Here is a 26182-nt window from a genome sequence, read left to right as displayed (position 1 = left end):
CTAGCTCACTAGCGCGAAAGGAGGTGATCCGATGTCTCATGGTTCAGCAGAGAGGTCGGCAAGTTTCCGCGCGAGGTACTATCGGTAAGTTCTTACCCTTAGAGACTTCGTGAGCGGCACTTCCCGCCGCTGACCATGCGAAGGGCAGTCACTCCTACGGGCGAGTGGCTGCCCTTCTCATATTTGGGGGCTGGGGGTTTTTACCCAGGACTGCGTGACTTGCGTCAACCCGGTGTCAACCTGGGGTGCGACTGCAACGTTCGATCCGGCAATGTGACACGGGCACTTGCCCGCTGCTCTGCCGTTGAATATCGCCGCTGCCATGTCCGATGCATCGTCTTCCGCCCTGCCCGCCTTTACCCGCACCGCGCACCCGGCGCCCGTCCCCGGGGAAACCCGCGCCGAGGCCATTGCCGACCCCAAGTTCGGCACGCTGTTCACCGATCACATGGTCGTGGTCGATTACCATGCGGACAAGGGCGGTTGGCACCATGCGAGCCTGGAGCCACGGCAGCCGATCCCGCTCGATCCCGCCTCATCCGTGCTGCACTATGCGCAGGAAATCTTCGAAGGGATGAAAGCGTACAAGCATCCCGACGGATCGCTCGCCCTGTTCCGGCCCGAGGCGAATGCCCAGCGCTACAACGCCAGCGCGCGCCGCATGGCGATGCCGGAGCTGCCGGAGGATCTTTTCATCGAAAGTCTGCGCCAGCTACTGGCTGCCGACAAGGACTGGTTCCCCACCGCCGAGGGCGCGACGATTTATCTGCGGCCCTTCATGTTCGCATCCGAAGCCTTTCTGGGGGTTCGGCCCGCGCGCGAATACAAGCATGTGGTGATCGCTTCACCCGCCGGGCCTTATTTCAAATCCGGGCACAAGGCGGTGAAGATCTGGGTCAGCCAGGATTACGTGCGTGCCGCACCCGGCGGAACCGGCGCCGCCAAGACCGGCGGCAATTACGCGGCGAGCCTGGTTCCTCTTGCGGAGGGCACCGAGAAGGGCTGCGACCAGACCGTGTTCCTGGACGCGGTGGAGCACAAATATGTCGAGGAACTGGGGGGCATGAACCTGTTCTTCGTGATGGACGATGGCAGCGTGGTCACACCGCCGCTGACCGGCACGATCCTGCCCGGCATCACGCGTGACAGCCTGATCCAGCTGCTGCGCGACGAGGGCCTTTCGGTGCGCGAAGACCCCTACACCATCGACCAATGGCGCGAGGACGCGACGAGCGGGCGTCTGGTCGAAACCATGGCATGCGGCACGGCGGCGGTGGTGACAGCGGTGGGGACCGTGCTGGGTCCGGAAGGCGAGTTCACGATCGGTTCGGGGGGAACGGGTCAGCTCACGCAGAAAATGCGCGATGTCCTGACCGGCATCCAGAACGGCACCCGCCCCGATCCCCATGGCTGGGTGATGAAGCTCTAAAGCGCCGGAGGCCTATAGGCGACCGCGAACGAGCAGGCGCTTCGAAAAGGTCTCGCTGGGGCGCAAAACGATGATTGCCACGCCCACGACTGCGATGGCGGCCCCGATGATCAGGTTGATCCCTACGATGTCGTTGGTGAGCCAGGCGCCGAGCGCCACGGTGAAAAGCGGCGACAGGAGCGTCAGCGGCACGACGAGGTTGGCATCGTTGTCCTGAAGCAGGCGATAATAGATCGAATGGGCCCCGACCGACGTGACGATGGCTGCAAAGAAAAGGCAGCCGATCAGTTCCAGGGGCGCTTCCCCGAACACCGGATAGATCGGCGCTTCTGTGGCCACCGAAAGGGGCCCGAGGACCAGCACCGATGCCAGGGCCGCCCAGGCCTGTAGCCGAACCGACCCGATATCGATCCGTTTTACGAAAACCGAACCCAGCGCCCCCACGACGGCCCCGGCAAAAACCAAGAGCAGACCCTCCGTCGCCCCCGCAGCTCCCCGCCCGCTGACCGCGATCAGCACGCCTATGAATGCCAGCGCGATCCCCAACGCGCGACGCCAGCGCACCCGCTCGCCAAGGAATAGAATAGCGAACAGCACCGTCATCGGCGCGCCCGTCAGGCCGACGATTCCCGCTGCCGAAGGGCTAGCGGTCTCCAGACCCATGAACAGCAGGGCGAACGATCCCCCGCTGATGGCAAGGCCGACCAGCATCACGCGCCACAGTTTCTCGGGCGTCGGCCTGAGCAGGGGCGCAAGCACGACCATCACGATGACCGAGCGCAGGAAGGCATAGGCGATCGGCGGCGCGCCGAGATCGCTTACCGCCACACGGCTGACGATGACATTCAGCGACCATATCAGGTTGCACAGCAGGATGAGGGCAATTCCGCGCGGCGACACCGCCCCTAATCCAGTGGCGGAAGGCTTGCGGAAAGCTCGGCCAGCCAGACATCTGCCACCGCGTCGCTGGGCGCGCGCCAGTCCCCGCGCGGGCTCAGCGCCCCGCCGGCCGAAACCTTGGGGCCGTTGGGCAAGGCGCTGCGCTTGAACTGGCTGAAGCCGAAGAAGCGCTGGAGGAATTTCTCCAGCCAATGCGCGATGGTCGCCAGATCGTACTCGTGCTTACCATCTGCGGGAAAGCCGATCGGCCATGAACCGGCCTTCGCGTCCTTCCAGGCGTGCCAGCACAGGAACGCGACATGGCTGGGCGATTGCCCCCAGCGCACGATATGATGAAGGAAGAAATCGTTGAGTTCATAGGGGCCGATAATGGCCTCGGTCGACTGGATCGCACCGTCCTTCGACGAGGGGACGAGCTCGGGGCTGATCTCGGTCGCGACGATATCTTCCAGAACCGAATCGACGTCCGGATCGAACTGGTTCGTGCTGACCGCCCAGCGGATCAGATATTGGATCAGGGTCTTGGGAACGCCGGCATTGACCGCGTAATGGCTCATCTGGTCGCCCACACCGTAGGTACACCAGCCGAGCGCGAGTTCCGAAAGGTCGCCCGTACCCAGTACGAAGCCCCGGTGATGCCCGGCAAGGCGAAACAGATAATCTGTCCGCAGTCCCGCCTGAACGTTCTCGAAAGTGGTGTCGTATACCGGCTCCCCATTGGCGTATGCATGGCCGATATCATGCAGCATGGTGTTTGCCGCGGGGCGGATGTCGATTTCCTCGGCGTTGATGCCGAAAGCTTTCATCAAGCGCCACGCGTTGGATTTCGTCCCTTCCGAAGTCGCGAACCCGGGCATCGTATAGCCGCGAATGTCCGTGCGCGGCCTTCCCATGCGATCCATCGCCTTGGCCGCAACGATCAGGGCATGCGTGGAATCGAGGCCGCCTGAAATACCGATGACCAGACACTTGGACCCTGTCGCTTCCAGCCGCCTGATAAGAGCATCGACCTGGATGTTGAAAGCCTCGAAACAATCGGCGTCCAGCTTGTCCGCGCGATTGGGGACAAAGGGGAACCGGCGGATCGGGCGGATCAGCCCGGCGTCGCCTTCCTGGTAACGATGCTCGAAGGTGATTTTTCGATAGCGGCTCTGCGGATCGCCGGCATCCTTGCACCCGTCGTTGAACGTGCCGACACGAAACCTGTCGGCCAGAATTCTGCGCGTGTCGACGTCTACCACGCAGAGTTCGGGCGTCATATCGAAGCGGGCGCTTTCGGCGAGCAGATCGCCCAGCTCGTAGATCATTCCCTGACCGTCCCACGCGAGGTCGGTGGTGCTTTCACCATGGCCGCTGGCGGAATAGGCGTAAGCGCAATACCCACGGAACGAACTGGCGCGGCTGAGCAGATGACGCTCTTCCGACTTGCCGATCGTAATATTGGAGGCGGAAAGATTGAGGACGATCGTGGCCCCCGCCATCGCCGCCCTGATCCCGGGCGGCTCCGGTGCCCAGAAGTCTTCGCAAATTTCGAGACCGAATACGAAACCCGCCAGATTCGATGCGCCGAAAAGCAAGTCTGTTCCGAATGGCACTTCCTTGCCCTCGATGGGGATTGTCAAACCCTCGCAATCATTGCCTCGCGCGAACCATCGCTTCTCGTAAAACTCCCGGTAGTTGGGGAGGTAGACCTTTGGCACGGCCCCCAACACACGGCCCCCGGCAATCGTGACCGCGCAGTTGTAGATGCACGTGCCCCTTCGCAGGGCCGCGCCCACCACCAGTACGGGATCGATCTCGGCCGTGGCCTCCGCAAGTTCGGCCAGGGCCGCCTCTACCCGATCCAGAAGAGCATTCTGGAGATGAAGGTCGTCCAGCGCGTAGGAGGAGACGCAAAGCTCCGGGTACAGCACCAGATCGATCCGGCGTTCGTGCGCCTGGCGCGCCAAGTCCAGAATGCCTTCGACGTTATACGATACATCCGCCGTGCGAACCTTGGGCGTGGCAGTCGCAATCCGCACGAAGCCATGCGTGTGGGAATCGAAAAACGGATGATCTGGCCGATGAGTCATTCTGCCAGCACCTCTTTCATCATCTCAAGCGCCACTTCAAGCGTAGCGCTGCGTACCGAGTCTCTACCGATCTTGCCGAAATGCTCTTCCCGATGCGCTATGTCACCGGGCCCGGTTGCGCAGGCGAGATGAACCAGCCCCTCCTCGCCGTCCTTGGTAGGACCGGCGAAGCCCGTAATAGACAGAGCCAGGCCCGCCTCGGACCGGTCAAGTGCACCGAGCGCCATCGCCTCCGCAACATTGCGGCTTACTGCCCCGCAATCATCCACCAGGCGGCGTTCGATCCCAAGAAGATCGCATTTCGCCTGCGTGGAGTAGACCACGAACCCGCGATCGAAGATATGAGAATATCCTTCCACGTCGGTCAGCAGAGACGCCAGCAACCCTCCGGTGCAGCTCTCCGCAGTGGCGAGCGGTATCTCCCGGTCGCAAGCAATTTCCAGTACCTCGCGCGCCAGGCGCCCTGCCGAACTTGCAAGGTTGGGATTGTGGTTTTCCGTCATGCGTACATCCTTCCCGCGCATGAACGATAGAGCGCACCCCAAGGTCCGTCAGTTAACCTTGATTGCGTTTGGCGAGCGTTGCCACACACCCGCCCGGGCCGATGTCAAGCGCGTGCTGAGCACCGGCCTGGTGAGCGAAAGCCTGCATCAGCTGGCGTCCCAGTCCCGTCGAATGCGGCGATTCATGCGGCGCATCGCCAATACCATCGTCTTCGACCGAGAGTTGCCATCCGTTCTTCAAACTTTCGAAACGGACCATGATCCGTCCCGCCCTGTCCTCCGGAAATGCGTATTTGGCACAATTGGCCAGCGCTTCGTTCAGATAAAGCCCTATCGCCACGCCAGTCTCACGGGGAAGAACCATGGGATCGATGTGGTGAATAAACTGAACATTGTTTGAAAACGATGCGCTTCCAAGCCGTTCGGCCAGGCGCTCCAGATATGGCTTGATTTCGACCTCGGCCCCTTCCGCTTGTTCATCGGCAAGGTTGGAATAGGCATCGGCGAAGGTCATCACCCGCCGACCGGCGTCTTCCAATGCAGTCGCCACCACCGGGTCGGCGTGACGGCGGCGCTGGATTTCCAGAAGGCTGGCGACCAGGGCGAAATTGTTCTTTGTCCGGTGCTCGAGCTCGGAAAGCAAACGCAGACGCCGTTCCGCATCCTGTGCAAGCTGGTTCATGAAATGCCGGACCGCCAAACGAAACGCCTCTGCAAAAGCGATGATGATCAATCCGCAAAGGGCATTGATAACCACGCGTGCTGGATCGGTGTCGAGCTGGAAAGCGAAACTGTGCGGAAAGGGCAGGACGAAATACCAGGCCCACAGGAAGGCAAGTAGCCACGCCGCCAGGCCGCCCGCTGCATGGCCGAACAGTGTTGCGATCAGCACTGTAGGGTACATCATCGCAAAAGGGCCTGCCGCCGGTGCGACGAGATCGATCGCCGAGCGAAGGATGATCATCGCGATCGCGCAACCAAGCCCGAAGGCAACCTCTGCCCCGACCTTCCGAGAAGGATCGGCTATGCGCGCAGAAATATCAAAACGCGCCAGTCTGTGCAGCGCCGCCTCCCACTCGTTCGCTCGCCCTTAACGGCGAGCTACCGGGTCCTAGCACGCTGATTTGTAACAAGCGAAACCTTACGCGGCTTTTCTGTCTGATAACTCCGCTCGCTGTTCCAGCAACTCGATCAGTCCCCGCTCCTCACGCGTCAGCCATTGTGTGGAGCGGGGGAGCTTGAGCCCTTCCCTCCAATCGGCCTGATGGTCGATCAGGTCGAAAAGCGCCGGGTGGATATAGCTCTTGCGCGTGACGGCGGAGGTATTGCCCAGGCTTTCCGCCACCTCCTGTGTGAGGGCCTTGATGGTGACCTTCTCCTGCGCGTGGGCAAGGATGTCGAACGCCAGGACGCTGGCATGCCAGGTGCGGAAACTCTTGGCGGTGAAGCGTTGGCCCATCGTTTCTGCCAGATAATCGTTCACGTCTCCCGAGGTGACCGGATGGTACTCCTGATCCTCGTCGACATACTGGAACAGGTGCTGGCCGGGCAGGTCCTGCATCTTTCGCACCAGCCGGGCGAGGTGCCCGTCGGTCAGCGAGAGTTCGCGCTGCTTGCCCGACTTGGCGCGGAACCGCAGCCGCAGGGTCTTTCCCGTTACCTCGGCATGCCGGGACCGCAGCGTGGTGGCGCCATAGCTCTTGTTCGTCTTGGAATAGCGTTCGTTGCCCACGCGGATCATGCCCAGGTCCAGCAGGCGAACCACACTGGCCACGATCCGGTCCCGCGCAAGTTTGCGGCCTGAAAGATCAGCTTCGATGCGCTTTCGCACCAGAGGCAGGAGACTGCCGAAGGACACACACCCCGAAAATTTCTCCATCTCCCGCGCAGCGCGAAAATCCGGGTGATAGCGATATTGCTTGCGACCCTTGTCGTCGTATCCCGTCGCCAGAATATGGCCGTTATCGGCCGGACAGAACCAGGCATCGCGATAGGCCGGCGGCAGGGCGATTGCGTTCAACCGTGCCCGTTCCTGCGCGTCTTTGATCAGCTCTCCCTGGGGATCGTAATAGGACCAGCCCTTGCCTGAACGCTTGCGGCTGATGCCGGGAAGAGAGTCGTCAACGAAGATGAGCTTGTCCATGATTTGGATGAACTTTCGCCAATGCCACACGGTTCCGCTTGCGCGCGCTTTATGCAGACCCCACCTCGCCGGCGAACCATTTGCGAAGGAGCTCCCATGGCCGATGCCACCTACACCCCGCCCGAGGTCTGGACCTACAGCGAAAACGGGGGACGCTTTGCGAACATCAATCGGCCGACCGCCGGTGCTCGCGATGATAAAGAGCTGCCCGTGGGCGACCATCCCTTTCAACTCTACAGCCTGGCGACGCCCAATGGCGTCAAGGCGTCGATCATGCTGGAAGAGCTGATCGAGGCCGGGCACGATGCGGAATACGACGCCTGGACCATCAGCATTTCCGACGCGGAGCAGTTCTCCAAGGGCTTCGTGGGGGTCAACCCCAATTCCAAGATCCCGGCCCTCATGGACCGATCGGGGGACAAGCCCGTCAGGGTGTTCGAAAGCGGGGCCATCCTGATGCATCTGGCTGAAAAATTCGGCGCCTTCCTGCCGACAGATGCGTCGCGCGCCGAAGTGCTGAGCTGGCTGTTCTGGCAGGTAGGCAGCGCGCCCTTCATCGGTGGCGGCTTCGGCCACTTCTATGCCTATGCGTCGGAAAAATACGAATACCCGATCAATCGCTATGCCATGGAGACCAAGCGGCTGTTCGATGTTGCCGACCAGCGGCTCGCGCAAAGCGAGTATCTGGGCGGCGCGGACTACAGCATCGCGGACATCGCGACCTTTCCCTGGCTGGCCCCGTTCGTCACGGGGGGCATCTATGGCGAGGCGCGCAAATTCCTCTCCATTCACGAATACCAGAACGTGGAACGCTGGGTGAAGCAGATCGCCGAACGTCCTGCGGTGGGCCGCGGCCGCATCGTCACCAAGACCTGGGGCGAAGAGGACGAGCAATTGCGCGAGCGCCACTCTCCGTCGGATTTCGAAGGAAAGAAGGTCACACCCTGAAGGGCCAGGAAAGCCCCCGCCTGCTGTGACGGAATAGCAGTTCAGAAGTCCGCGAGAGGTTTGGAAACGCTGTGGCTGAGCGGCAGGTCCCCCAGCCAGGAATCCTCCAAGCAATTGAATAAACTGGCTTCTCAGTGCTGCCTTGGCATGGATGACCACGCCCGGGTGCCACGACGGGGCGCCACGCCATGTGCAAGATCCAGAACGTTACGAGCCCCGCGCAGTTAGGGCTGCCGTATTGCGTTATTGGACCCCATACATTATCGCGAGAGGGGACGAAAGACTATAAGTCTGAACACCTCGAATCAAGCTGCTTGGGTCACCAAAAGAGTATTGGTAAACGAAGGAGACTTCGGAAGATAATAGTAGATTTCCAGAAAACAAATTCGCCACTTCTAAATCTGGACATCAAATGGCCTTGATCCATAAACCGCGCCACCTCGAATGACTCGATAAGACTATCATCCGAAACGCTAAAATCCGTATATCCTTGACGAATCCGACCGTTTATAGTTGATACGTCGTGATCGCTTTACCGAGGAAAATGCCAGTTGCCGTGGCCTTCGGGTATGGTCGTAAAGAGAGTTTCAGCAGCGCTGATCGGTCGTGCAGCCGCAAGGCCAGCGATGATTGGCGCAGAATCCCGGTGCCGCATCGACGACCTTCCCGCGCCGATCGACAGCAAGTCGGTGCCAAAGCCGGCATCTGTCTTCTGCCCGATAGTCATTTTTAGCGGGGGAGATTCGCGAGGTCGGGGACAATCATGTTTTTGAACTGCTCCTCAGTAGACAGCGCCGTTTCTCCGAGCGCGATGGGCCGCCTCTTGGCTTTTGAAATATTGTGACGGACAAGTCTCAGAAGTGAGGGTCCCAGTTCCCACCGATTCAACCCCGGTCGAGGTTGAGCTAGCCGAAAGTTATTGAGCTAGGAAACAGGATCAGCTTTGCGTCCCAATCCCGGTCACTCGTTCTTACTCTAGAAATTTCAAAAACCGGTTGTCGCAGAGAGAATTAGACGCACGCCGCTTTGGCACGTTGATTGACGCCCGCAGCCTTCTGGTGCTGCGACCATCGACCAACAAGCTGTTCGGTGTGCATCGGCAAGCAAGCTTCGGCAGAGCATTAACGCTGCTCAAAAGAAACAGTAGAGGACGGTGGAGAGGTACCGCCCCCGGAACTTTTGGACCGGGCACGGTGCCCTCAAAAAACGTAGCCTGCTATTTGAGAACGACGTTGATAGCGTGGACCACGCCATTGTCCCCCGTGATATCGGCTTCGACGATCCGCGCCGTGGCGCCCGCAGGGCCTTCGAGCATGATCTGGCCATCGCGATTGGTGACGGTCAGCGTTTCACCGGAAAGGGTTTCAAGCGAGGTTTCCCCCTCGGGAATGTCCGCGGATGCGTAGACGCCCGGCACAGCATGGCGCTTCAGCAGGGAAGCCATTCGCTCTCGGTCGTTCTGTAGGTCGTCCAGCCCTTCGACCTCTTCGAAAGCTTCGTTGATGGGCGCGAAAACCGTTATGCCGTCCGCGTTCGCCAGCGTCTCGCCGATACCAGCCGAAGTGGCTGCTTCTAGAAAAGTGGCCAGATTGTCGTTTGCGCTGGCCACTTCCACGACGTCGATCCCTTCCGGCGTCATGTCGCCCGCTTCACGAGAGGACTGATCCGGCCGTTCCTGGACTCGGTCCTCCCCGGCATCGGTTTCGGACTGCGAACACGCAGCGAGGGTCAGGGCGCACAGTCCGGTGCAGATAATGTGTCGAATCATAGTTCTCTCCTTGGTTGAACTGAAGTCGGATAAGGACAGGACGCACCGTCAATGAAGGGGATCTCCCACCGCCTCCTCCGATGCGATCAGCTTTCCGGAGTCGCGCAGCAGGGCGATGGCGTCATTGACGCGCCGCGGTGCGGTTTCTCTTAACAACTCGCGGTCGTCGCCGATAAGCGCGCGCATCTGATGGGGCACGAATACCATATCGATGAACTGTTCCGCGGCCGGCCTTGCCTGCGCGAGCCGTTCGGGTGTGGCCTCGCGCCCGGCAATTGCCCGCGCGACCTGAGCTATCCCGCCTTCACGCCCGATCCTGTCAACCAGGCGCGCAAGGTCGGGCATTCGGGGGGCGATCGACATGCACACCCGCATCAGGGCCACCGCTTCCGGCACGAGCGCATGTTCGAGCAGGCGATGGCCGGTCTCGCGCAGCCGTTCTTCTGTGGGCAGGTGAGAGGGCACATCGACCGAAGGCAACAGCGTCCTGTCCACCATTCGTCGAACGACGGCCGTGAACAGCTCCTGCTTGGTGGAATAGCGCGCGTAAAGGCTGGCCTTGCCCGCATTCGCCCGTGCAGCGATCCGATCGAAGCTGGTCGCATCGTAACCATCGCGCAGAAACAACTGGGTGGCGGCATCAAGGATGCGGCGATCGACCTCACCAGCCCAGCTTGCCGGTGGCCGACCACCGCGCCTGCGTTTCGCGGGCGCCTGCGAAGTGCTGATCGATTGGATTGCCCGGCAGTATAGGGCATCCGTCGCGCGATTGAAACTGAACGAATCCGTTCTGTTTAACGTCAGGCGATATGAGAATGGACGAAAATAAGGCCCAAACCGCGCTTGCAGGCACAACGGGCGATGTCGGCGGACGCGTGGTTTCGGCGCTGGCACGGCGCGAAGCGAAGGTCATCGCGCTGCTGCGGCATGACGCATCCGCCTCGGTGCAGGACGCCGTTCGCGCCCCCCGCCTCCTTCGCATTGCGGGCGACGTGCTTTCGCCTCGCGATCTCGCCGCGGTGATGACGCGGCTGGAAGAACGCCTCTGGAAGCTGCTTCGTGCAGGCGGGATGGGCCAGCTTTCCGCGCTGATCCGCATTGCCCGGCTCCTGACCCCGGATAGCGATGCTGCGTTCCCGGCCTGGCAGGGAATGCAGTATATTCGCGACATGGCGAGCGGGCGCGGGAAGCTCTCGCCGCTGGATAATGCCCGCTACGGGAAGAGCGACTGGACCAGCGCCGAGGCGGTGCTCGCTCCGACTGTCTGACCGAGAGTTCTTTTCAGTAAGAGGCGCTGTCCGCCGCTCCCGCGGCGAAACCGCGACACGGTCGCGTCAGCCAGACTAGCATCTGCTAGACAGGGCAAGCAGAAGACGATTGCTAACTGAGCTTCGGCTTCAACATAGCGTCGGTCGGCGAAGGGATCTGACAGGTAGTCGCCAAAATTGGTGAGCTTGAGGCTGCGTAGTCGGCGCGCGCGATGTAGCACCCATAGCTCGACCGGGCGATCGGCGGCGCGACCATGACAGGTTACTCGGCCCTGTGACAGATCGTCGGTGATCAAGGAGTGGGGCAAGACCCCGGCGGCGGCAAGAACGGTTCGTCTCGCGGCGACGACCGATGTCAGACGGAGCGCAGGTGTGGGAAGAAAGACTTGGGAAACGCCCCCCCTTCTCGACGGACCAGGCCTTGTCGCCGATGCCGGTCGGAAGGATGACAGCCGGAACACAGGTTCCTTCGTCCGAGCGCGCCGATTGGATCGGGGACGTGCTTACAAGCAGCATTTCGTCGCGATAGAGCGGGCGCCCGACCATGTCGTCTTCAGCGTCCAGATTGCCCCGGATTATGGCGTCGAACCCTTCCTGAAGGGGATCGACGATTCGGTTGTCGCTGACGATCTCCAGCACGATCTCAGGAAATTGCTAGGCAAAAGCAGCCGCGATCGTGCCCAGACGTATGTCGGTGAACAGCGGCGGGGCACTGATCCGCAACCGTCCGCGAGGGTGCGTAAGGCCGCCTGAAAGAGCCTGCCCCGGATCATCGATCTCGGCGGAGCGGGAGCTGTCCGTGCTAGGTTTTTGACTTTTCCGCTCTCCGTCGTCGCCACTTACCCGCCGCGTAAAGTTCTCACGCCGAAGTCCCGCTCGAACAGATAGAGCAGCAGCCGGGCCGCTTCGCCGCGCGGACCGTCGAGGCCGCCGTCGCGCTCCATCAGGAGGCGCGCGTCGTCGTAGGCGGCGGGCAGGAGGCGCTGGATCTGCTCCAGGCTCGCCACGCTAAAGGGCGTGTCGCCGGACTGGCGCGTGCCCAGCAGCTCACCGCCGCCACGAAGGCGTAGGTCCTCCTCGGCAAGCCGGAAGCCGTCCTGTGTCTCGCGCATCAGCGCCAGGCGATCGCGCGCGGTTTCGCTCAGTTCACCCGAGCGCAGCAGCAGGCACACCGATTTTTCCGAACCCCGCCCCACCCTTCCGCGCAGCTGGTGCAACTGGGCGAGGCCGAAGCGTTCCGCCTGCTCGATCACCATCAGCGTGGCGTTGGGCACATCCACCCCCACCTCGATCACGGTGGTGGCGACCAGGAGCTTCGCTCCGCCGTCGGCAAAGCGCTGCATGGCCGCGTCCTTCAGATCGGCGGGCATCTGGCCGTGTACCATCACCACATCTCCGCCGAACCGTTCGCGCAGATTGGCGATGCGCGCCTCGGCGGCGGCGGTGTCGTCCATTTCGTTATCGCGCACCATGGGACAGACCCAATAGGCCTGCTGCCCGGTCTCGAAATGGCGGGCGATCCCGGCCACCACCTCGTCCATCCGCTCCACCCCGACCACGCGGGTGTCGATCGCCTGCCGGCCCGGCGGCAGCTCGTCGAGCTTGCTGACGTCCAGTTCGCCATATTGCGCCAGGGTGAGCGTGCGCGGAATGGGGGTGGCGGTCATGGCGAGGACATGCGGCGCGCGCTTGCCCTTGCCCGCCAGCATCAGCCGCTGCGACACGCCGAAGCGGTGCTGTTCGTCGATCACCACCAGCGCCAAATTCCGGTAGGCGACCTGGTCCTGGAAGATGGCGTGGGTGCCGACCAGAATGTCGATCCCCCCGTCCATCAGACCGATCAGCGTGCTCTCGCGCGCCTTCCCCTTGTCGCGCCCAGTCAGGATGGCGACGTGGACGCCGGTGGGCGCGGCGAGCCGGCGCAGGGTTTCGAAATGCTGGCGAGCGAGGATTTCGGTGGGCGCCAGCAGCGCGGCCTGCGCCCCGGCCTCCACCGCGATCAGCATCGCTTCCAGCGCCACCACCGTCTTGCCCGCGCCGACATCGCCCTGGAGCAGCCGCAGCATGGGAGATGTCTGCGCCAGATCGCCCTCGATCTCGCCGATGCTGCGCCGCTGCGCGCCGGTCAGCGGGAACGGCAGATCGAGTTTGTCGCGCAGACGCCCATCGCCCGATAGCGGCGTACCCTCGCGCCGCCGGTTGTCGGCACGCACCAGCATCAGCGCCAGGCTGTTGGCCAGCATCTCGTCATAGGCGAGCCGGTCTCGCGCGCCCGGATGCTCGCCGCGATGAGCCGATCGCAAAGCTTCGTGCCAATCGGGCCATTTTTCCCGGCTCCGGTGGTGATCGTCGATCCACTCGACAAGTTCGGGGAGGCGATCGAGCGACTGATCGACAAGTTTGCCGATCATGGGCTGGGTCAGCCCTTCGGACAGGCGATATACCGGTTCCGTCAGATGGGCGAGGCTGGCCCCGCCTTCCTCCAGCACATGGTCGGGATGGACGATCTGGAGCATGTCGCCATAGCGTTCCAGCTTGCCCGCGACCCACCGCTTCGCGCCCACGGGCAATTGTTTCTTGGCGGTAAAACTGGCGCGGCCGAAATAAGTCAGGGCCACGATGTTCCCGGCGGAATCCTGCGCCAGGACGCGGTAGGGCCCGCGCTGGTTACGGCTCGACCGGTGCTCCACCAGGGTCAGTTCCAGAACGATCTGCTCGCCCTCCCCAGCTTCGTCCACGTTACTGACGGCGCGCCGGGACACGAAGCGTTCCGGCAGGTGGTAGGCGACGTCCTTGATGCGGGATAGGCCCAGCCTTTCCAGGGGCTTGCGCAGCTTCGGCCCCACGCCGTCGAGCGTTTCGACTTCCGCGAACAATGCATTGAGAGCCTCGGGCCGCATGCTCGCGTCATGGACTAAGGCCGGGCGCTTCGCTAGGGGTCCGGCCATGTCATCGACCGATCTTCCCACCCGCCTCGCCCGTGCCCGTTTCCGCGCCTGGCACCGCGGCACGCGGGAAGCGGATTACATGATCGGCGGCTTTTTCGACCGCTATCATGCCGCTTGGGACACGGAAGAATTGGAATGGTTCGAGGCACTTCTGGACGAAGATGATGTCGACGTGATGGCATGGGCGCTGGGCACGCTGCCGGTGCCGGCGCGGTTCGCCGGTACGCAGATCGCCGCCATGCAGAAGCTGGATTACGTTTCCATCTGAGGCGACTTGCCTGTCCGCGCTGGCACATTACATGAGCGGCAACACACCAACCCGCCCGCGATTCCACGGGCGGGCTATCGCGCGTGCACGGAACGCCGCCGCACCGCCGCCATTAGGATAATCGATGCCAGATCTTGCCCGGCCAGACCTTTCGCGGATCCTCAAGGCCAAACAGCCGCTTACCCTCGCCGCCGTGGCGCGCGGGGCGCAGCCTCTGGTGCTCGCCGATATTGCCCGCGCCGCCAGCAAGCGCGCCGTCTTCATCGCGCCGGACGAAGCAGCGATGCGCGGGGTGAGCGAAGCCGCAGCTTTCTTCGCTCCCGAACTCGAAGTGATCGAATTTCCCGCCTGGGACTGCCTGCCCTATGACCGGGCAAGCCCCGCGCTATCCATCAGCGCGCGGCGCCTTGCCGCCCTGTTTCGCTTGCAGGCGGGCGGATCGGCGCCGCAACTGCTCGTCACCACCGTCAACGCGCTGACCCAGCGCGTGCTCACTCCGTTCCGGGTGCGCGAGACCATCCGCGAATTCAAGCCGGGCATGGAAATCGGCATGGAAAGCCTCGCGGCCATGCTCCGCCGCCAGGGCTATGGCCGTACTGACACCGTGATCGATGCCGGCGAATTCGCCATTCGCGGCTCGATCGTGGACATCTATCCCAGCGGGCTCGACCAGGGTTTGCGCCTGGATTTCTTCGGCGACGAGCTGGAATCACTCAGAACCTTCGATCCCAGCACGCAGATGAGCACAGGGACGCTCACATCGCATCTTCTCCTGCCCGCGAGCGAGGCCCTGCTCGACGAGGACAGCATCAAGCGTTTCCGCCTGCGCTATCGGGAACGGTTCGGCGCCGCCGCGACTCAGGACCCGCTCTACGAAGCGGTTAGCGAGGGGCGCCGGCTCGCCGGTATGGAACACTGGCTTCCGCTGTTCGAAGACAAACTTTCCACCCTGTTCGACCATCTTGGCAAGGATGATGTCGCCATCATCGATCAGGCTGCCCTTGCCGCGGGAGAAGAGCGGCTGGCGGATATCGCGGATTATTTCGAACAACGCACCAGCGTGGGCGGCCAATCCAAGGGCAGCTATCGCCCGCTGCCGCCCGATGCCCTGTATCTCGCCAAGGACGAGCTTGCGACCTCGCTTGACAAATGGCCGGTCCACCGGACCACGCATTTCGCCGAGCCGGCAAGCGAGACGGTGCTTGATTTCGGGTTCCGCTCGGGCCGCGATTTCGCGCCGGAGCGCGCGCGGGGCGAAAACGTCTATCCGGCGCTTGCCGACCATCTGAAAGCCTTGAGCAAGGAGGGCAAGCGGCCCATCCTGGCCGCCTATTCCACCGGCAGCAGGGCGCGTATCGCGTCTATCCTCGAGGAAGCGGGCGTTACGGTCACGCTTGCGAGCGACTGGCAGGAAGCGCTCGGCAAAAGCGCCAAGGCGAAGCCGACCGCCGTGATCCTGCCCATCGATGGCAGCTTTGCCAACGATGAGCTGGGACTGCTGACCGAGCAGGACGTGCTGGGGGACCGGCTTGTCCGCCGGAAGAAGAAGAAGCGGGACGCCGATGCCTTCCTGGCCGAGCTTTCGGCGCTCAACCGCGGCGATCTCGTCGTCCATACCGAGCATGGCATCGGCAAATATCTCGGGCTGGAGCCGATTACCGTCGGCAAGAGCGCGCATGATTGCGTCATGCTGGAATATGCAGGCGGGGATAAGCTGTTCATTCCGGTCGAGAATATCGACGTCCTGAGTCGCTATGGCTCCTCGGAGCACGCGGTCCAGCTCGACAAGCTGGGCGGCGAGGCCTGGCAGCGCCGCCGTGCCCGGATGCGCGAACGCATCCGCGAGATCGCAAACGAACTGCTCAAGACTGCCGCCGCCCGCTCCTTGCGCAAGGCACCCGTGCTGGAGGCGGAGGACGGCGTCTATAACCAGTTCGTCGATCGCTTCCCCTGGGAGGAAACGGACGATCAGGAGCGCGCGATCGCCGATGTGCTGGGCGATCTGGAAAGCGGAAAGCCGATGGACCGGCTGGTCTGCGGCGATGTCGGCTTCGGCAAGACCGAGGTGGCGCTGCGCGCTGCTTTTGTGGCGGCAATGGATGGCAAGCAGGTGGCCATCGTGGCGCCCACGACCCTTCTGGCGCGCCAGCATTACGAGAATTTCAGCAACCGCTTCTCGGGCTTCCCGCTCAAGGTCGGGCGCCTGAGCCGGCTTGTTTCGGCAAAGGAAGCCAGGGACACCCGCGAGGGGCTGAAGGCCGGCGACATCGACGTGGTAGTGGGGACACACGCGATCCTTTCCAAGCAGACCGCGTTCAAGGATCTGGGCCTCGTCATCGTGGACGAGGAACAGCGCTTCGGAGTGACTCACAAGGAGAAGCTCAAACAGCTGCGCGCCGACGTGCACATGCTGACACTGACGGCCACGCCAATCCCTCGGACGCTGCAAATGGCCATGACCGGTCTACGCGAACTGTCCACGATCCAGACCCCGCCGGTCGATCGCCTGGCGGTGCGAACCTACGTAATGGAATGGGACGAAATGGTGGTGCGCGAGGCGCTGCTGCGCGAACACCATCGCGGCGGGCAGAGCTTCATCGTGGTGCCGCGCATCTCCGACATGCCGGAGCTGGAGCAGTGGCTCGGCGAAACCGTGCCCGAGGTAAAGGTGGTGGCGGCCCACGGCCAGATGGGCGCGGGCGAAATCGAAGAGCGCATGAGCGCCTTCTACGAGGGCAAATACGACGTGCTGCTTTCGACCACGATCGTCGAAAGCGGGCTCGACCTACCCAGCGCGAACACGATCATCATTCATCGGGCGGACCGCTTCGGACTGGCGCAGCTCTATCAGCTGCGCGGCCGCGTCGGGCGTTCCAAGCTGCGCGCTTATGCCTATCTGACGACACCGGCTGACACCGCTCTCAACGAGGTCGCGGAGAAGCGACTGAAAGTGCTGGGAGATCTCGACAGTCTGGGCGCCGGTTTCCAGCTTGCCAGCCACGATCTCGACATCCGGGGCGCTGGCAACCTCCTTGGCGACGAGCAGTCGGGCCATATTCGCGAGGTGGGCTTCGAACTTTACCAGTCCATGCTGGAGGACGCGATCCTGGCGGCCAAGGCGGGCGAGATGGGGCTGGAGCCGAAGCGCGAACGGGTCAGCCCGCAGATCACCGTGGACGCGCCGATCATGATACCCGAAGAATATGTGCCCGATCTGGCGGTCCGCATGGCGCTCTACCGCCGCCTCAACGATGCGGACGGCAAGCAGGAACTGGACGCTCTCGCCGCCGAGATGATCGATCGGTTCGGCCCCCTCCCCGGACCCACTGCAAATCTCGTGAAACTCATAGAGATCAAGGCGCAGGCGATAGGGGCAAATATCGCGAAAATCGATGTCGGCGCAGCCGGCACGCTCGTGACATTTCATCAGGACGAATTCGCCGATCCCGCAGGTCTTATCGCCTATGTCGAACGGCTGAAGGGCACGGCCAAGCTACGCCCCGACATGAAGCTCGTGATCAATCGCGCATGGGGCGATCCGCAAAGCCGGCTCAACGGCCTTTACCAGCTAACCAAAGGGCTTTCGGGCATCGTGCGGAAGCAGGAAAGCCGAAAGGCGGCCTAATCCGTTTCGAGGAGCGCCTGAAAAGCGGGATGATCCAGCGGCACCGAGCGGAGGAAGCCCTGATAATATTCGACGCCCTCGGCGGCCAGGGCTTCGCGCTGCTCCTCGTGTTCCACGCCTTCTGCCACCACCCGCAGGTTAAGCGCCCTGGCCATCGCCGTGATCGCCCTGAGCACGGCGAGGTCGCGCGAATCCTCCGAAATGCCTTCCACCATCGACCGATCGAGCTTGAGGATATCGAGCGGCAGAATCTTCAGATATCTGAAGTTCGAATAGCCAGCGCCGAAATCGTCGAGAGCAATGGAGACTCCAGCCGCCTTGAGGGGATTGAGCGCCCGCGTCACCTCCTCCAGGTCGGCGAGAAGGACCTGCTCAGTGATCTCGATGGTCAGCCGGTCCGGGGGGAAGCCGGACCGCCGCAGCAAGCTCAGGAATTCGATCGGGAATGTCGCGGCGGCAAGATCCGCAGGCGTCACATTGAGCGAAAGCTTCACCTTTTTCGGCCATCCCGCTGCCAGGGCCAGAGCACGCTCCGCGATGTGGCGTGACAGCTGCGCCACGTGATCGGTTCTCTCGGCAAGGGTAAAAAGGGTGTTGGCGCCGAGGCGCCCGATCTGCGGGTGCTGCCAGCGCGCCAGCGCCTCGGCGCCGATGAGCGTATCGTCAGCCATCTCGAATTGCGGCTGAAAGACGATTTCGATCTCGTCGCGGTCGATAGCGGCCAGCATGTCCGCTTCCAGCTGCTGATTCGAAACCGAGACGTGCGCCAGCTTGCCGGTCACCCACGCAACCCGGCGGCCGTGTTCCTGTCGCGCGCTTTGCAGGGCCATCGCCAGCTGGTCCAGAATACGATCGGGATCGTCGCCCTCGGCAGTGCGCATGAGAGCAATCCGCGGCCATAGCCGCACGGTTCCGCCACCCACCTCGGGAGAAACGATGGGCATGGAGACGACATCGGCAAGCGCCTCGGCAAACCATTGCCAGCGTTCCCTGCTGCAGCTTTCACGTGCCACCAGAAGAAAGGTGCTGCCCGCTACGCGCGCGGCGAACCAAGGCACGCTTTCGAACTCATCGGCTGCGAAGTGACTTATCCGCTGCGCAATCTCCGCCAAGGCGCTGTCGCCCGTATCGGCTCCGTAGGCCAGATTTACGGTTTCGATCCGCCCGACGGCGACGAGCATCGCGTGCAGCGGGCACGCTCCGGCATCCGCGGGCCAGTCGCTCAGCCAGCGTGCGATCTTGGCCTTGGCCTGTACCGCATCGACCAGACCGGTCAGCGCATCACGCCTGTCGCTTTCCATCGAATCGTCCGCCCCCAATGTGAGAGAGCCCATCCATAATTCTCCAGCGATCCCTTAAACCCTAGTTACACCCGCGTTGCCAAAGATCGCCCCCCGCCATAGACTTGTCCACATAGCCGGTCACCAACAGGTGCAGGAGCACGGTTTACGGGGGAAGAATGCCGGATTTGGAACGACTTGGATTATTGGTTTCCGACACGGACAAGGCTCGCGCGGCTGCAGAACAATTTCGTTCGCTGACCGACTGGGTCGAGCCGGAGGAGGCCGAGGCGCTGGTGGTTCTGGGAGGCGACGGCTTTTTGCTGCAAACCTTGCACGCCATGCTCGACAGCCGCCGAATAGTTCCGGTCTACGGTGTCAATCTCGGCACCGTGGGGTTTTTAATGAACCGCAATCGTGCGCCAGACAAACTGCTTTCGCGAATTGCCAAGGCCCGCGAACACACGATTGATCCGCTGGCAATGGAAGCTACCACGCAGGACGGCGAACGGCACAATTTCTGCGCCATCAACGAGATCTCGCTTCTGCGTGAGACCCGCCAGACAGCCAAGATCTGCGTCACCGTGAACGGAAAGGTTCGGATAGAGGAGCTGGTGTGTGACGGCGTGCTCGTTTCCACCCCTGCTGGCTCGACCGCTTACAATTATTCCGCGAGCGGCCCCATCCTCCCGCTGGATTCCGATCTGCTTGCTCTGACGCCCATCAGCGCGTTTCGCCCGCGTCGGTGGAGAGGAGCGATTCTGCCTAACCGCTATGATATCCAATTTTCGGTTCTCGAGCCGGACAAACGCCCCGTTTCCGCCGTGGCCGATCAGAAAGAGGTTCGCGACGTCGCGGAAGTCAGCGTGAAGGTTGCCACCAACAGTCGATTGACCCTGCTGTTCGACCCGGGACATTCCCTGGACGAACGCATCGTGGCCGAACAGTTCATGGTCTGAATGGAACTGAATCTGACGGGTTGCCAAATTCTCGAAGCGCCCATATAGGGCCACCTCCGCTCCGGGTTGTTCGACCCGGGCTGCTCCCCGATAGCTCAGCGGTAGAGTAGGTGACTGTTAATCACTTGGTCGTTGGTTCGAATCCAACTCGGGGAGCCATAAACCGTTCTCAAGGGGTCTCGGTTGTTCTCAAAAAGGCTTGATTTCCGCGCCTTTCGAACAAAAACCCCCCTCAAGCAGTCTCGGCAATTCTCAACCGTTCTCACGCCCGTTGGGGGCATTTGTGGGGCACGGCGCCGAGCGGTTGGGGGCATCGCGTGCTGACGGACAAACAGTGTCGAGCGGCCAGGCCGGGCGAAAAGCCGCTAAAAATGGCGGATGCCCTCGGCCTTCATCTTCTGGTTTTGCCCAGTGGCACGAAGAGCTGGCGCTTCAAATACCGTATGCGCGCCGGAGATCGCTGGAAGGAAAAGCAGCTTACCTTCGGGATTTACCCCGAGGTGTCGCTGGCACAGGCTCGGGACTTGAGAGACGAAGCCCGCAAGCTCCATCGGCAGGGCATCGATCCAGCGAATCGGGGGGCACGGACGTCCGATGCCCCCTACACCTTCCGACAGGCGGCCGAGAAATGGCTCTCCCTTCAGAGGGAGGGCTGGAAGGAGAAACACGCCCAAACGGTGGAAGGGCGGATCGAGACGGACCTCATGCCGGCGCTGGGCGATCGGCCGCTGACCGAGATACGCCCGAGGGAGATCGCCGAGCTGCTCGAAGCGGTTCAGGAGCGCGGCGCGATCGAGGTTGCCCATCGGCTCCGCCAGTACGCTTCTTCGATATGGGACTGCGCGATCGCGCTGGATCTCGCCGAGACCAATCCGGCCACGCCATTGAAGCGTGCTCTCAAGCCCACCAGAACGCAGCACTACCCCGCTCTGACCGAGATCAAAGCCGCGCGCGGCTTTTTGAAGACGCTGGAAGACGAGCCCTGCCAGCCAGCCACAAAGCTGGCGTCCCGGCTGCTGGCGCTGACCGCGGCCCGCCCCGGGCCTGTCCGCTGGGCGGAGCGAGACGAGTTCGAGGGTCTGGACGGCGCGGAGCCAATCTGGCGCATCCCCGCGTCCAAGATGAAGCTCGATCTGGCGAAAAGCGAACAGGATGGGTTCGCTTTCGTCATACCTCTCTCAAAACAGGCCGTGGCAACGGTAAAGGCGGCGATCGCGTTCGCGAAACGCAGGAAGTATCTCTTCCCATCGGTGCGATATTCGCATCGGCCGATCAGCGAGAACGCGCTCAGCACGAACTACAAGCGCGTCCCCGGTTTTGGCGGAAAGCATACGCCACATGGCTGGCGGAGCAGTTTCTCGACGATCATGAACGAGCGCGCGGACGAGCTGGATCGGCCGGGCGATACGCAAGTCATCGAACTGATGCTGGCGCACGAAATCCCCGGTGTGCGCGGGATCTACGATCGCGGCCGCTACATGCGCCGCCGGCGCGAGCTGGCGCAGGAGTGGGCGGATCTGCTCACGGTGGGTTTGATCTCACCGGAAGAGCTGGTCGACGGGCCGCGCAAGCGACAACCGACGCGCAGCTGATCGTTATCGGCGGTGCGCTGTGAGGGCCGCCGGGACACCCCAGCGGTCGGGAACCCAGGCCGCATTCGGGACGATCGCCGCCGGGCTCCTGGGTAACAAGCTATCCCGGAAGACGAGGATCGCGCTCGAGCGCGGTGATAACCCGCGCTCCGGCCAACCCGTATGGCGCAATTCGTATTACGAGGGACAGGTCGAGGACCGCGTCTGGCGCCGCTATGGTGACGGATCGAAGCGACAGGGTAAGCGCGCCACCGGTGCGATCAGGAAGGCCGCACGTCGCTTCGAGCTCGAAACGAGGGCGAAGCGCAAGCAGACCGAGCCCGGTGTTCAGAACGGCGCGCTCGGCGCGATCGGCCTCGAGGTCCTCGACACGCTTTGCGAACTTGTCGATTTCATGACCGGGCGCCTGGAGCCCGCGATCGCAACCATCGCTGAGCGGATCGGGCGCAGCTACTCGGCCGTGCATTTGGCCTTACGCAGACTCCAGCGCGCCGGGTTCATCGACTGGATGCGACGGAGCAAGCCCGTCGACAATCCGGTCCCGGGTGGGCCGATGGTCGAGCAGATCAGCAACGCTTACGCGATCCTCGTGCCCGACGGCCTGCGCTTCTGGTGGGACCGCACCTTTGGTCGCGCACCAGTCCCCGCCTGCGCACAGGATGCCGCAGCGCGCGATAAAGCCGACTTCGACCGGATGATCGCCGGACTGAGCGCCAAGCGCTACGTCGCCGACTTCGTCCGAGACCCGCTTTTGGGTCCGATCCTCGACCGCCTCGCTGCTCGCATCGACGCGCGCGAGGGGAAGGACCGCGAATCCGGCACATGCGGAGAAACCGGGGGAGTTCTTCAAACTCCGTAAGATGAGTGGCCGAACATGCGGTTCGGCCACGCGTCTGGACCCGGTCACCGCCCCGGAACCGGCAACACGAACAGAAATTGACCACCATCCGCACCGGCGGAGGCGGGCGGCTGTTCGCCGCCCGCATGCTCGGCGAGGGCCGAGTGGCAAGATCCGTGCCGGATGGCGAACGTCACGCGGCCTGCAAGGCAGCACGCTCATCGAGGACAAAATTGCTGATGAGGAGCTCGCCGACACGCTTGCCGGTGCCGATCGCCTTGGTCGCGAGGGTGTAAGTCGTCTCGATCGAGAGCTGCTCGAGCCCGGCAAATGTCGCGCGAACCTCAGGGCGATCATTGATGGAAACGACCATTTTCCCGCGCGCTGCGCGCATCAGCTGGGCAAGGCGCTCGAAGTCGGCCCTCCCGAATACGTCCGGCCCATAGTCGTCTTCGCAATCGAAATACGGCGGGTCGCAATAGAATAGCATCCCCGGCCGATCGTATCGAGCGACGAACTGGTCGAACGGCAGCTGCTCGATCGTTACCCCGGCGAGCCGCTCGTGGATATCGGCGAGCAAAGGCTCCAGCTTCGTGACGTTGAACCGCGCGCCCTGCCTGCGGTCAACGCCGAAATGCCGGCCGGCGACCTTACCGCCGAACGCCAAGCGCTGAAGGTACAGGAACCGCGCAGCGCGCTGAAGGTCCGTTAGCTGCTCGGCCGGCAGGGCCTTCAGCCGCTCGAATTCGTTGCGGCTCGCCAGGCGCCAGCGCAGCATGTCGATGAAATAGGGATAATGCTCCTGGAGCACGCGGAAGAAGGTCGCGACGTCGCCGCTGATATCGTTGATCACTTCGGCGCGCGGCCTGCTCGATCGCCGCAGGAAGATCCCGCCCATGCCGACGAATGGCTCTGCATAGCCGTCGTGCTCGATGCGATCGATCATCGAGCAGATCCGGCGCGAAAGGTTGCGCTTGCCGCCGATATATCCGGCTGCGGGGGAAGCGGGGCGTACTGTCTTTAGGCTTTCCATAAGGTTTGATGTCCATGGGGTCCGCGTCCGACGTGCGGATGCGGGGCGGCCTGGTGAGGCCAGCTTGGTCGTGACGGGTGACTGCCCGTCGGCTCGCCTGGGCGCAACCAGGCGGCCCCCGCTCGCGCAGGGGAATTCTTCAGCTTGAGAGCAACTCGCCCCAGCGATCGAACACGGTCCGCCGGCGTTCGAGCAGCTGGGCGCGGTTGTAGGCGCCTTCCACCGCACCCTTGGTGGTATGCGCCAGCGCTTCGTCTATATCGGTGCGCCAGTCGCGGCCGAGATCCTCGTTGAGGATGGTGGAGAAGCTGGCGCGCCAACCATGCGGCACATGCCGGCCGCCAAAACCGGCGCGCTGATAGAGCTCGCGGATCGCGCCCTCCGCGATCGGCATCGCCCCGCCCCGCCCGGGAAAGACCAGACCGTGCAAATTTGCATTGCTGGAATGCAAATCGTCATATGCACATCCGTTTATATCTAAAGCCGCGCGCTTCAGGACCTCAATGGCCGCGTCGCTCAGCGGTACGATATGATCGAACCGGGAATCGCCTTTCTTCGCCCTGCCCAGCTTCATTCGCGCCGCCGGCACCGTCCAGATCCGCGCCGCGAGATCGACCTCCTCCCATCGCATCCCGCGCACCGCTTCAAGGCGCACGGCCGTCAGCGCGAGGAATCGGGATGCCAGCACGGTCACCGGGCGCGCACCCGCAATCTCGGCAGCCGTGAGCAGGTCACGGCAGTCCTTGATCGAAGTGAGCGCCGCCATGGGCTTCGTCAGTGGCAGGGGCCGCATGCTTTCGCGCAGACCCTCCGCCGGATCGTTCGCCACGCCGCGCGGCCGGCCGAAGCGGAAAATCGCGGACAGCCGGTGGCGCAGCCGCCGCGCGCTGGCGATGCAGCCGCGCTGCTCGAGCTCCTGCAGGATCGCCAGGCATTCCATCGGCTCGATCGCACCCGGCGCCTTTTTCCCTATGCGGGGAAAAACATCGCGCTCCAGACTAGCGAGTACCTCGTCGGCATGCACTGGTGACCAGGCCGACCGGCCGTGCTGGTGCCACTCGCGCGCCAGCTGCTCGAAACTGAGCGCGACCGGCGTGTCCGCGCCCGGATCCACGCCGCGGCCGAGCTGCTCCTTTGCCGCTTCGCGTGCACCGCGGGCCTGCTGAAGGCTCATCGCGGGAAAGCGACCGAGCACGAGCAGCTTTTCCCGCCCCTTCACCCGGTATTTGAGCCGCCAGCTCTTCGTGCCCGCCGGGGTGACGAACAGGAACAGCCCTCCCCCGTCGAATAGCTTGGTGGCGCGCGACTGCGCGCCGGCGGCTTTCACCGCGGCGATCGTGAGCATGACTGACTCCGAAGGGTAAGCGAGCGAGGTCGGAGAGGAACGATCGGAGATCGAAGGGCCCGGTCCGAGATCTTTGTGGATAGCGAATTCGCGCGGCTGCCAGCACCGATCCGGAAGCCCGAAATCAGTATTGACAACGATCGTAGGTAAAAATTAGCGGGCCCGGAAAACCGAAGTGGGGAAATCAGAGGCAGTATGCTGATTAAGGAGCATGTCTATGTTGGCCGGCCGACGACTTTGCGCGGCATTGCGGAGAGCGGTGCCACGGTAACGAATGGGGGCCGACTGACCTGCCAAGGCGAAATAAGGGACATGCTAAAGATTGAGCCAGGCGGCTTCGCGATTGTCAGCGGCGTGGTCAGTGGTGACATCGTTAATGACGGACGTCTGGAAGTTCGAGGCGTCGTTAAAGGCACGATTTCGGGGGAAGGTATTCAGAGATTGAGGCCTGGCAGCATGGTCAATGGCATCAGAAATTAGAGCTGGCGGATGGGCTCTCAAGCGTAGCCGAATTGGCTGGCTTCGCTGAAAACCCCTGCAACGCGGCGGCCATACCGTCAGCCGCGAAACGGCGGATTTGTTGACATTGAGGTCAACGATACCCCCACCGATACCCCCAAATTGCGGGCGGATTTCGCGCTAGAACTTGATCTCGCACGGCGCGATCGCCGCCCCCAGGTGCCCGCACCGGCTGCAGCGCATCTTTTCCTCGAGCCGCTCGATCGGCCACCTCGCCCTGGTGGGACCTAGATCACCCATCATCAGGACCGCGCTGGCCTCGGTGACATGACCACAGTCCGGATTTTCGCAGGTGATGCGCGCATTCTGCGCGCGTCGGGTAAAGTCGTGTATCGAATCGAGGCGATGGCGAGCCATCGCCTCTGATGGAACGGAACAGGAACGACTAGCAAGCCTCGTCGCTGATCCGATCCACCACGTTGCCGCAACGTGTCGCCAAATCCCCCTGCACGATCGCAGTGGTTTTCAGGTCCGGTCGCCCCAGCGCGGTCGCCCCCGGGAGCGTCCGCACAATGTTATGCCGAAGATCCGCACCCTTCACGCCGTTCATCGCGATGGCCCACCAGAAACCGGACATGGCTATGTCGTTGTTCCAGACGCGCACGCGTTCCGGCGGCAACGCACCGAAGTTCGTGATGCCCTGCATCCCGCCGCCAATACGATTGCCGATGATCGCGATGTCGCTGGTCGGCGGCTTGCCCGCCTCGCTCCAGATCTGGATGCAGTCGGGGTGCGTGCCGTCCT

22 protein-coding genes, 1 tRNA gene and 1 pseudogene are annotated in these 26182 nt (G+C 62.8%); 11 read left to right on the top strand and 13 right to left on the bottom strand.

All coding sequences use genetic code 11. The features are described 5' to 3' along the window. Window positions 1–322 precede the first annotated feature (322 nt). Window positions 323–1429, top strand: a complete 1107-nt coding sequence (locus ACFDTG_RS11790) for a branched-chain amino acid aminotransferase (RefSeq protein WP_375291244.1) — start codon at window positions 323–325, stop codon at window positions 1427–1429. A gap of 12 nt (window positions 1430–1441) precedes the next feature. Here ACFDTG_RS11790 and ACFDTG_RS11785 read toward each other — a convergent pair whose 3' ends face one another. The 5 genes from ACFDTG_RS11785 to ACFDTG_RS11765 form a co-directional block, all read right to left on the bottom strand. Continuing rightward, window positions 1442–2329 (bottom strand): DMT family transporter, encoded by an 888-nt coding sequence (locus ACFDTG_RS11785; protein WP_375291243.1) that lies wholly within the window; start codon window positions 2327–2329, stop codon window positions 1442–1444. A gap of 5 nt (window positions 2330–2334) precedes the next feature. Further along, entirely contained in the window at window positions 2335–4401 is a 2067-nt protein-coding gene (locus tag ACFDTG_RS11780) for an NAD(+) synthase (protein WP_375291242.1), read from the bottom strand. Continuing rightward, a complete protein-coding gene (locus ACFDTG_RS11775) occupies window positions 4398–4904 on the bottom strand; it encodes a CinA family protein (protein ID WP_375291241.1) in 507 nt (168 codons plus the stop codon). The genes ACFDTG_RS11780 and ACFDTG_RS11775 overlap by 4 nt, the downstream gene beginning before the upstream one ends. Window positions 4905–4956: 52 nt before the next feature. Next, complete coding sequence (locus tag ACFDTG_RS11770; RefSeq protein WP_375291239.1) at window positions 4957–5868, bottom strand: sensor histidine kinase; 912 nt, start codon at window positions 5866–5868, stop codon at window positions 4957–4959. 177 nt (window positions 5869–6045) lie between these two features. After that, window positions 6046–7047, bottom strand: coding sequence for a DNA topoisomerase IB (locus tag ACFDTG_RS11765; protein ID WP_375291238.1), 1002 nt, complete (start codon window positions 7045–7047; stop codon window positions 6046–6048). Between the two features lie 96 nt (window positions 7048–7143). Here ACFDTG_RS11765 and yghU point away from each other — a divergent pair, with 96 nt between their 5' ends. After that, entirely contained in the window at window positions 7144–7995 is an 852-nt protein-coding gene (gene yghU, locus ACFDTG_RS11760) for a glutathione-dependent disulfide-bond oxidoreductase (RefSeq protein ID WP_375291237.1), read from the top strand. A gap of 1216 nt (window positions 7996–9211) precedes the next feature. On the opposite strand, the gene ACFDTG_RS11755 is transcribed toward yghU, so the two are convergent. Beyond that, on the bottom strand, window positions 9212–9763 hold the full coding sequence (locus ACFDTG_RS11755) for a fasciclin domain-containing protein (protein ID WP_375291236.1): 552 nt from the start codon (window positions 9761–9763) through the stop codon (window positions 9212–9214). Window positions 9764–9811: 48 nt separating this feature from the next. Further along, on the bottom strand, window positions 9812–10492 hold the full coding sequence (locus tag ACFDTG_RS11750; protein WP_375291245.1) for a TetR/AcrR family transcriptional regulator: 681 nt from the start codon (window positions 10490–10492) through the stop codon (window positions 9812–9814). Between the two features lie 86 nt (window positions 10493–10578). Here ACFDTG_RS11750 and ACFDTG_RS11745 point away from each other — a divergent pair, with 86 nt between their 5' ends. Beyond that, entirely contained in the window at window positions 10579–11031 is a 453-nt protein-coding gene (locus ACFDTG_RS11745; protein ID WP_375291235.1) for a hypothetical protein, read from the top strand. Window positions 11032–11403: 372 nt separating this feature from the next. After that, window positions 11404–11784, top strand: a complete 381-nt coding sequence (locus ACFDTG_RS11740; RefSeq protein ID WP_375291234.1) for a hypothetical protein — start codon at window positions 11404–11406, stop codon at window positions 11782–11784. An 86-nt stretch (window positions 11785–11870) separates the two neighbouring features. Here ACFDTG_RS11740 and recG read toward each other — a convergent pair whose 3' ends face one another. Beyond that, complete coding sequence (recG, locus tag ACFDTG_RS11735) at window positions 11871–13979, bottom strand: ATP-dependent DNA helicase RecG (RefSeq protein ID WP_375291233.1); 2109 nt, start codon at window positions 13977–13979, stop codon at window positions 11871–11873. On the opposite strand from recG, the gene ACFDTG_RS11730 reads away from it, so the two are divergent. Both ACFDTG_RS11730 and mfd read left to right on the top strand, forming a co-directional pair. Further along, window positions 13978–14247, top strand: coding sequence for a succinate dehydrogenase assembly factor 2 (locus ACFDTG_RS11730; protein WP_375291232.1), 270 nt, complete (start codon window positions 13978–13980; stop codon window positions 14245–14247). The two genes, recG and ACFDTG_RS11730, sit on opposite strands and share 2 nt — an antisense overlap. Window positions 14248–14371: 124 nt before the next feature. Next, window positions 14372–17872 (top strand): transcription-repair coupling factor, encoded by a 3501-nt coding sequence (mfd, locus tag ACFDTG_RS11725; protein ID WP_375291231.1) that lies wholly within the window; start codon window positions 14372–14374, stop codon window positions 17870–17872. Here mfd and ACFDTG_RS11720 read toward each other — a convergent pair. Continuing rightward, window positions 17869–19206 carry an EAL domain-containing protein gene (locus ACFDTG_RS11720; RefSeq protein ID WP_375291230.1) on the bottom strand — a complete coding sequence of 446 codons (1338 nt, stop codon included), beginning with the start codon at window positions 19204–19206 and terminating at the stop codon, window positions 17869–17871. The two genes, mfd and ACFDTG_RS11720, sit on opposite strands and share 4 nt — an antisense overlap. A 125-nt stretch (window positions 19207–19331) precedes the next feature. Between ACFDTG_RS11720 and ACFDTG_RS11715 the strand changes: the two genes are divergently transcribed. The 4 genes from ACFDTG_RS11715 (at window position 19332) to ACFDTG_RS11700 (ending at window position 22562) form a co-directional block, all read left to right on the top strand. Then, complete coding sequence (locus tag ACFDTG_RS11715) at window positions 19332–20111, top strand: NAD kinase (RefSeq protein WP_375291229.1); 780 nt, start codon at window positions 19332–19334, stop codon at window positions 20109–20111. 84 nt (window positions 20112–20195) lie between these two features. Beyond that, a tRNA-Asn gene (locus ACFDTG_RS11710) sits at window positions 20196–20270 on the top strand. Window positions 20271–20428: 158 nt separating this feature from the next. Further along, complete coding sequence (locus ACFDTG_RS11705; RefSeq protein WP_375291228.1) at window positions 20429–21703, top strand: tyrosine-type recombinase/integrase; 1275 nt, start codon at window positions 20429–20431, stop codon at window positions 21701–21703. 19 nt (window positions 21704–21722) lie between these two features. After that, window positions 21723–22562, top strand: coding sequence for a hypothetical protein (locus tag ACFDTG_RS11700; RefSeq protein ID WP_375291227.1), 840 nt, complete (start codon window positions 21723–21725; stop codon window positions 22560–22562). A 172-nt stretch (window positions 22563–22734) separates the two neighbouring features. On the opposite strand, the gene ACFDTG_RS11695 is transcribed toward ACFDTG_RS11700, so the two are convergent. Continuing rightward, window positions 22735–23574 carry a DNA adenine methylase gene (locus ACFDTG_RS11695; RefSeq protein WP_375291226.1) on the bottom strand — a complete coding sequence of 280 codons (840 nt, stop codon included), beginning with the start codon at window positions 23572–23574 and terminating at the stop codon, window positions 22735–22737. 139 nt (window positions 23575–23713) lie between these two features. Continuing rightward, entirely contained in the window at window positions 23714–24919 is a 1206-nt protein-coding gene (locus ACFDTG_RS11690; protein ID WP_375291225.1) for a tyrosine-type recombinase/integrase, read from the bottom strand. Window positions 24920–25114: 195 nt separating this feature from the next. On the opposite strand from ACFDTG_RS11690, the gene ACFDTG_RS11685 reads away from it, so the two are divergent. Continuing rightward, complete coding sequence (locus ACFDTG_RS11685) at window positions 25115–25399, top strand: hypothetical protein (protein ID WP_375291224.1); 285 nt, start codon at window positions 25115–25117, stop codon at window positions 25397–25399. 159 nt (window positions 25400–25558) lie between these two features. On the opposite strand, the gene ACFDTG_RS11680 is transcribed toward ACFDTG_RS11685, so the two are convergent. Then, window positions 25559–25795: a hypothetical protein gene (locus ACFDTG_RS11680; protein WP_375291223.1), complete on the bottom strand. Its 237-nt coding sequence runs from the start codon at window positions 25793–25795 to the stop codon at window positions 25559–25561. Window positions 25796–25823: 28 nt separating this feature from the next. Continuing rightward, window positions 25824–26182: pseudogene (locus ACFDTG_RS11675) on the bottom strand (hypothetical protein); the annotation flags it as partial.

The organism is Qipengyuania sp. (assembly GCF_042095715.1).
GTDB lineage: Bacteria > Pseudomonadota > Alphaproteobacteria > Sphingomonadales > Sphingomonadaceae > Qipengyuania.
Note: the sequence above shows the minus strand (reverse complement) of the source record. Positions and strands in the feature narration are given on the sequence as shown.

Coding starts and splice junctions, on each gene's coding strand:
- ACFDTG_RS11680 (WP_375291223.1), bottom strand. CDS start 25,795: ATGGCTCGCCATCGCCTCGATTCGATACACGACTTTACCCGACGCGCG.
- ACFDTG_RS11790 (WP_375291244.1), top strand. CDS start 323: ATGTCCGATGCATCGTCTTCCGCCCTGCCCGCCTTTACCCGCACCGCG.
- ACFDTG_RS11780 (WP_375291242.1), bottom strand. CDS start 4,401: ATGACTCATCGGCCAGATCATCCGTTTTTCGATTCCCACACGCATGGC.
- ACFDTG_RS11770 (WP_375291239.1), bottom strand. CDS start 5,868: ATGATCATCCTTCGCTCGGCGATCGATCTCGTCGCACCGGCGGCAGGC.
- ACFDTG_RS11755 (WP_375291236.1), bottom strand. CDS start 9,763: ATGATTCGACACATTATCTGCACCGGACTGTGCGCCCTGACCCTCGCT.
- ACFDTG_RS11745 (WP_375291235.1), top strand. CDS start 10,579: ATGGACGAAAATAAGGCCCAAACCGCGCTTGCAGGCACAACGGGCGAT.
- recG (WP_375291233.1), bottom strand. CDS start 13,979: ATGGCCGGACCCCTAGCGAAGCGCCCGGCCTTAGTCCATGACGCGAGC.
- ACFDTG_RS11715 (WP_375291229.1), top strand. CDS start 19,332: ATGCCGGATTTGGAACGACTTGGATTATTGGTTTCCGACACGGACAAG.
- ACFDTG_RS11765 (WP_375291238.1), bottom strand. CDS start 7,047: ATGGACAAGCTCATCTTCGTTGACGACTCTCTTCCCGGCATCAGCCGC.
- yghU (WP_375291237.1), top strand. CDS start 7,144: ATGGCCGATGCCACCTACACCCCGCCCGAGGTCTGGACCTACAGCGAA.
- mfd (WP_375291231.1), top strand. CDS start 14,372: ATGCCAGATCTTGCCCGGCCAGACCTTTCGCGGATCCTCAAGGCCAAA.
- ACFDTG_RS11685 (WP_375291224.1), top strand. CDS start 25,115: ATGCTGATTAAGGAGCATGTCTATGTTGGCCGGCCGACGACTTTGCGC.
- ACFDTG_RS11730 (WP_375291232.1), top strand. CDS start 13,978: ATGTCATCGACCGATCTTCCCACCCGCCTCGCCCGTGCCCGTTTCCGC.
- ACFDTG_RS11690 (WP_375291225.1), bottom strand. CDS start 24,919: ATGCTCACGATCGCCGCGGTGAAAGCCGCCGGCGCGCAGTCGCGCGCC.
- ACFDTG_RS11695 (WP_375291226.1), bottom strand. CDS start 23,574: ATGGAAAGCCTAAAGACAGTACGCCCCGCTTCCCCCGCAGCCGGATAT.
- ACFDTG_RS11775 (WP_375291241.1), bottom strand. CDS start 4,904: ATGACGGAAAACCACAATCCCAACCTTGCAAGTTCGGCAGGGCGCCTG.
- ACFDTG_RS11720 (WP_375291230.1), bottom strand. CDS start 19,206: ATGGGCTCTCTCACATTGGGGGCGGACGATTCGATGGAAAGCGACAGG.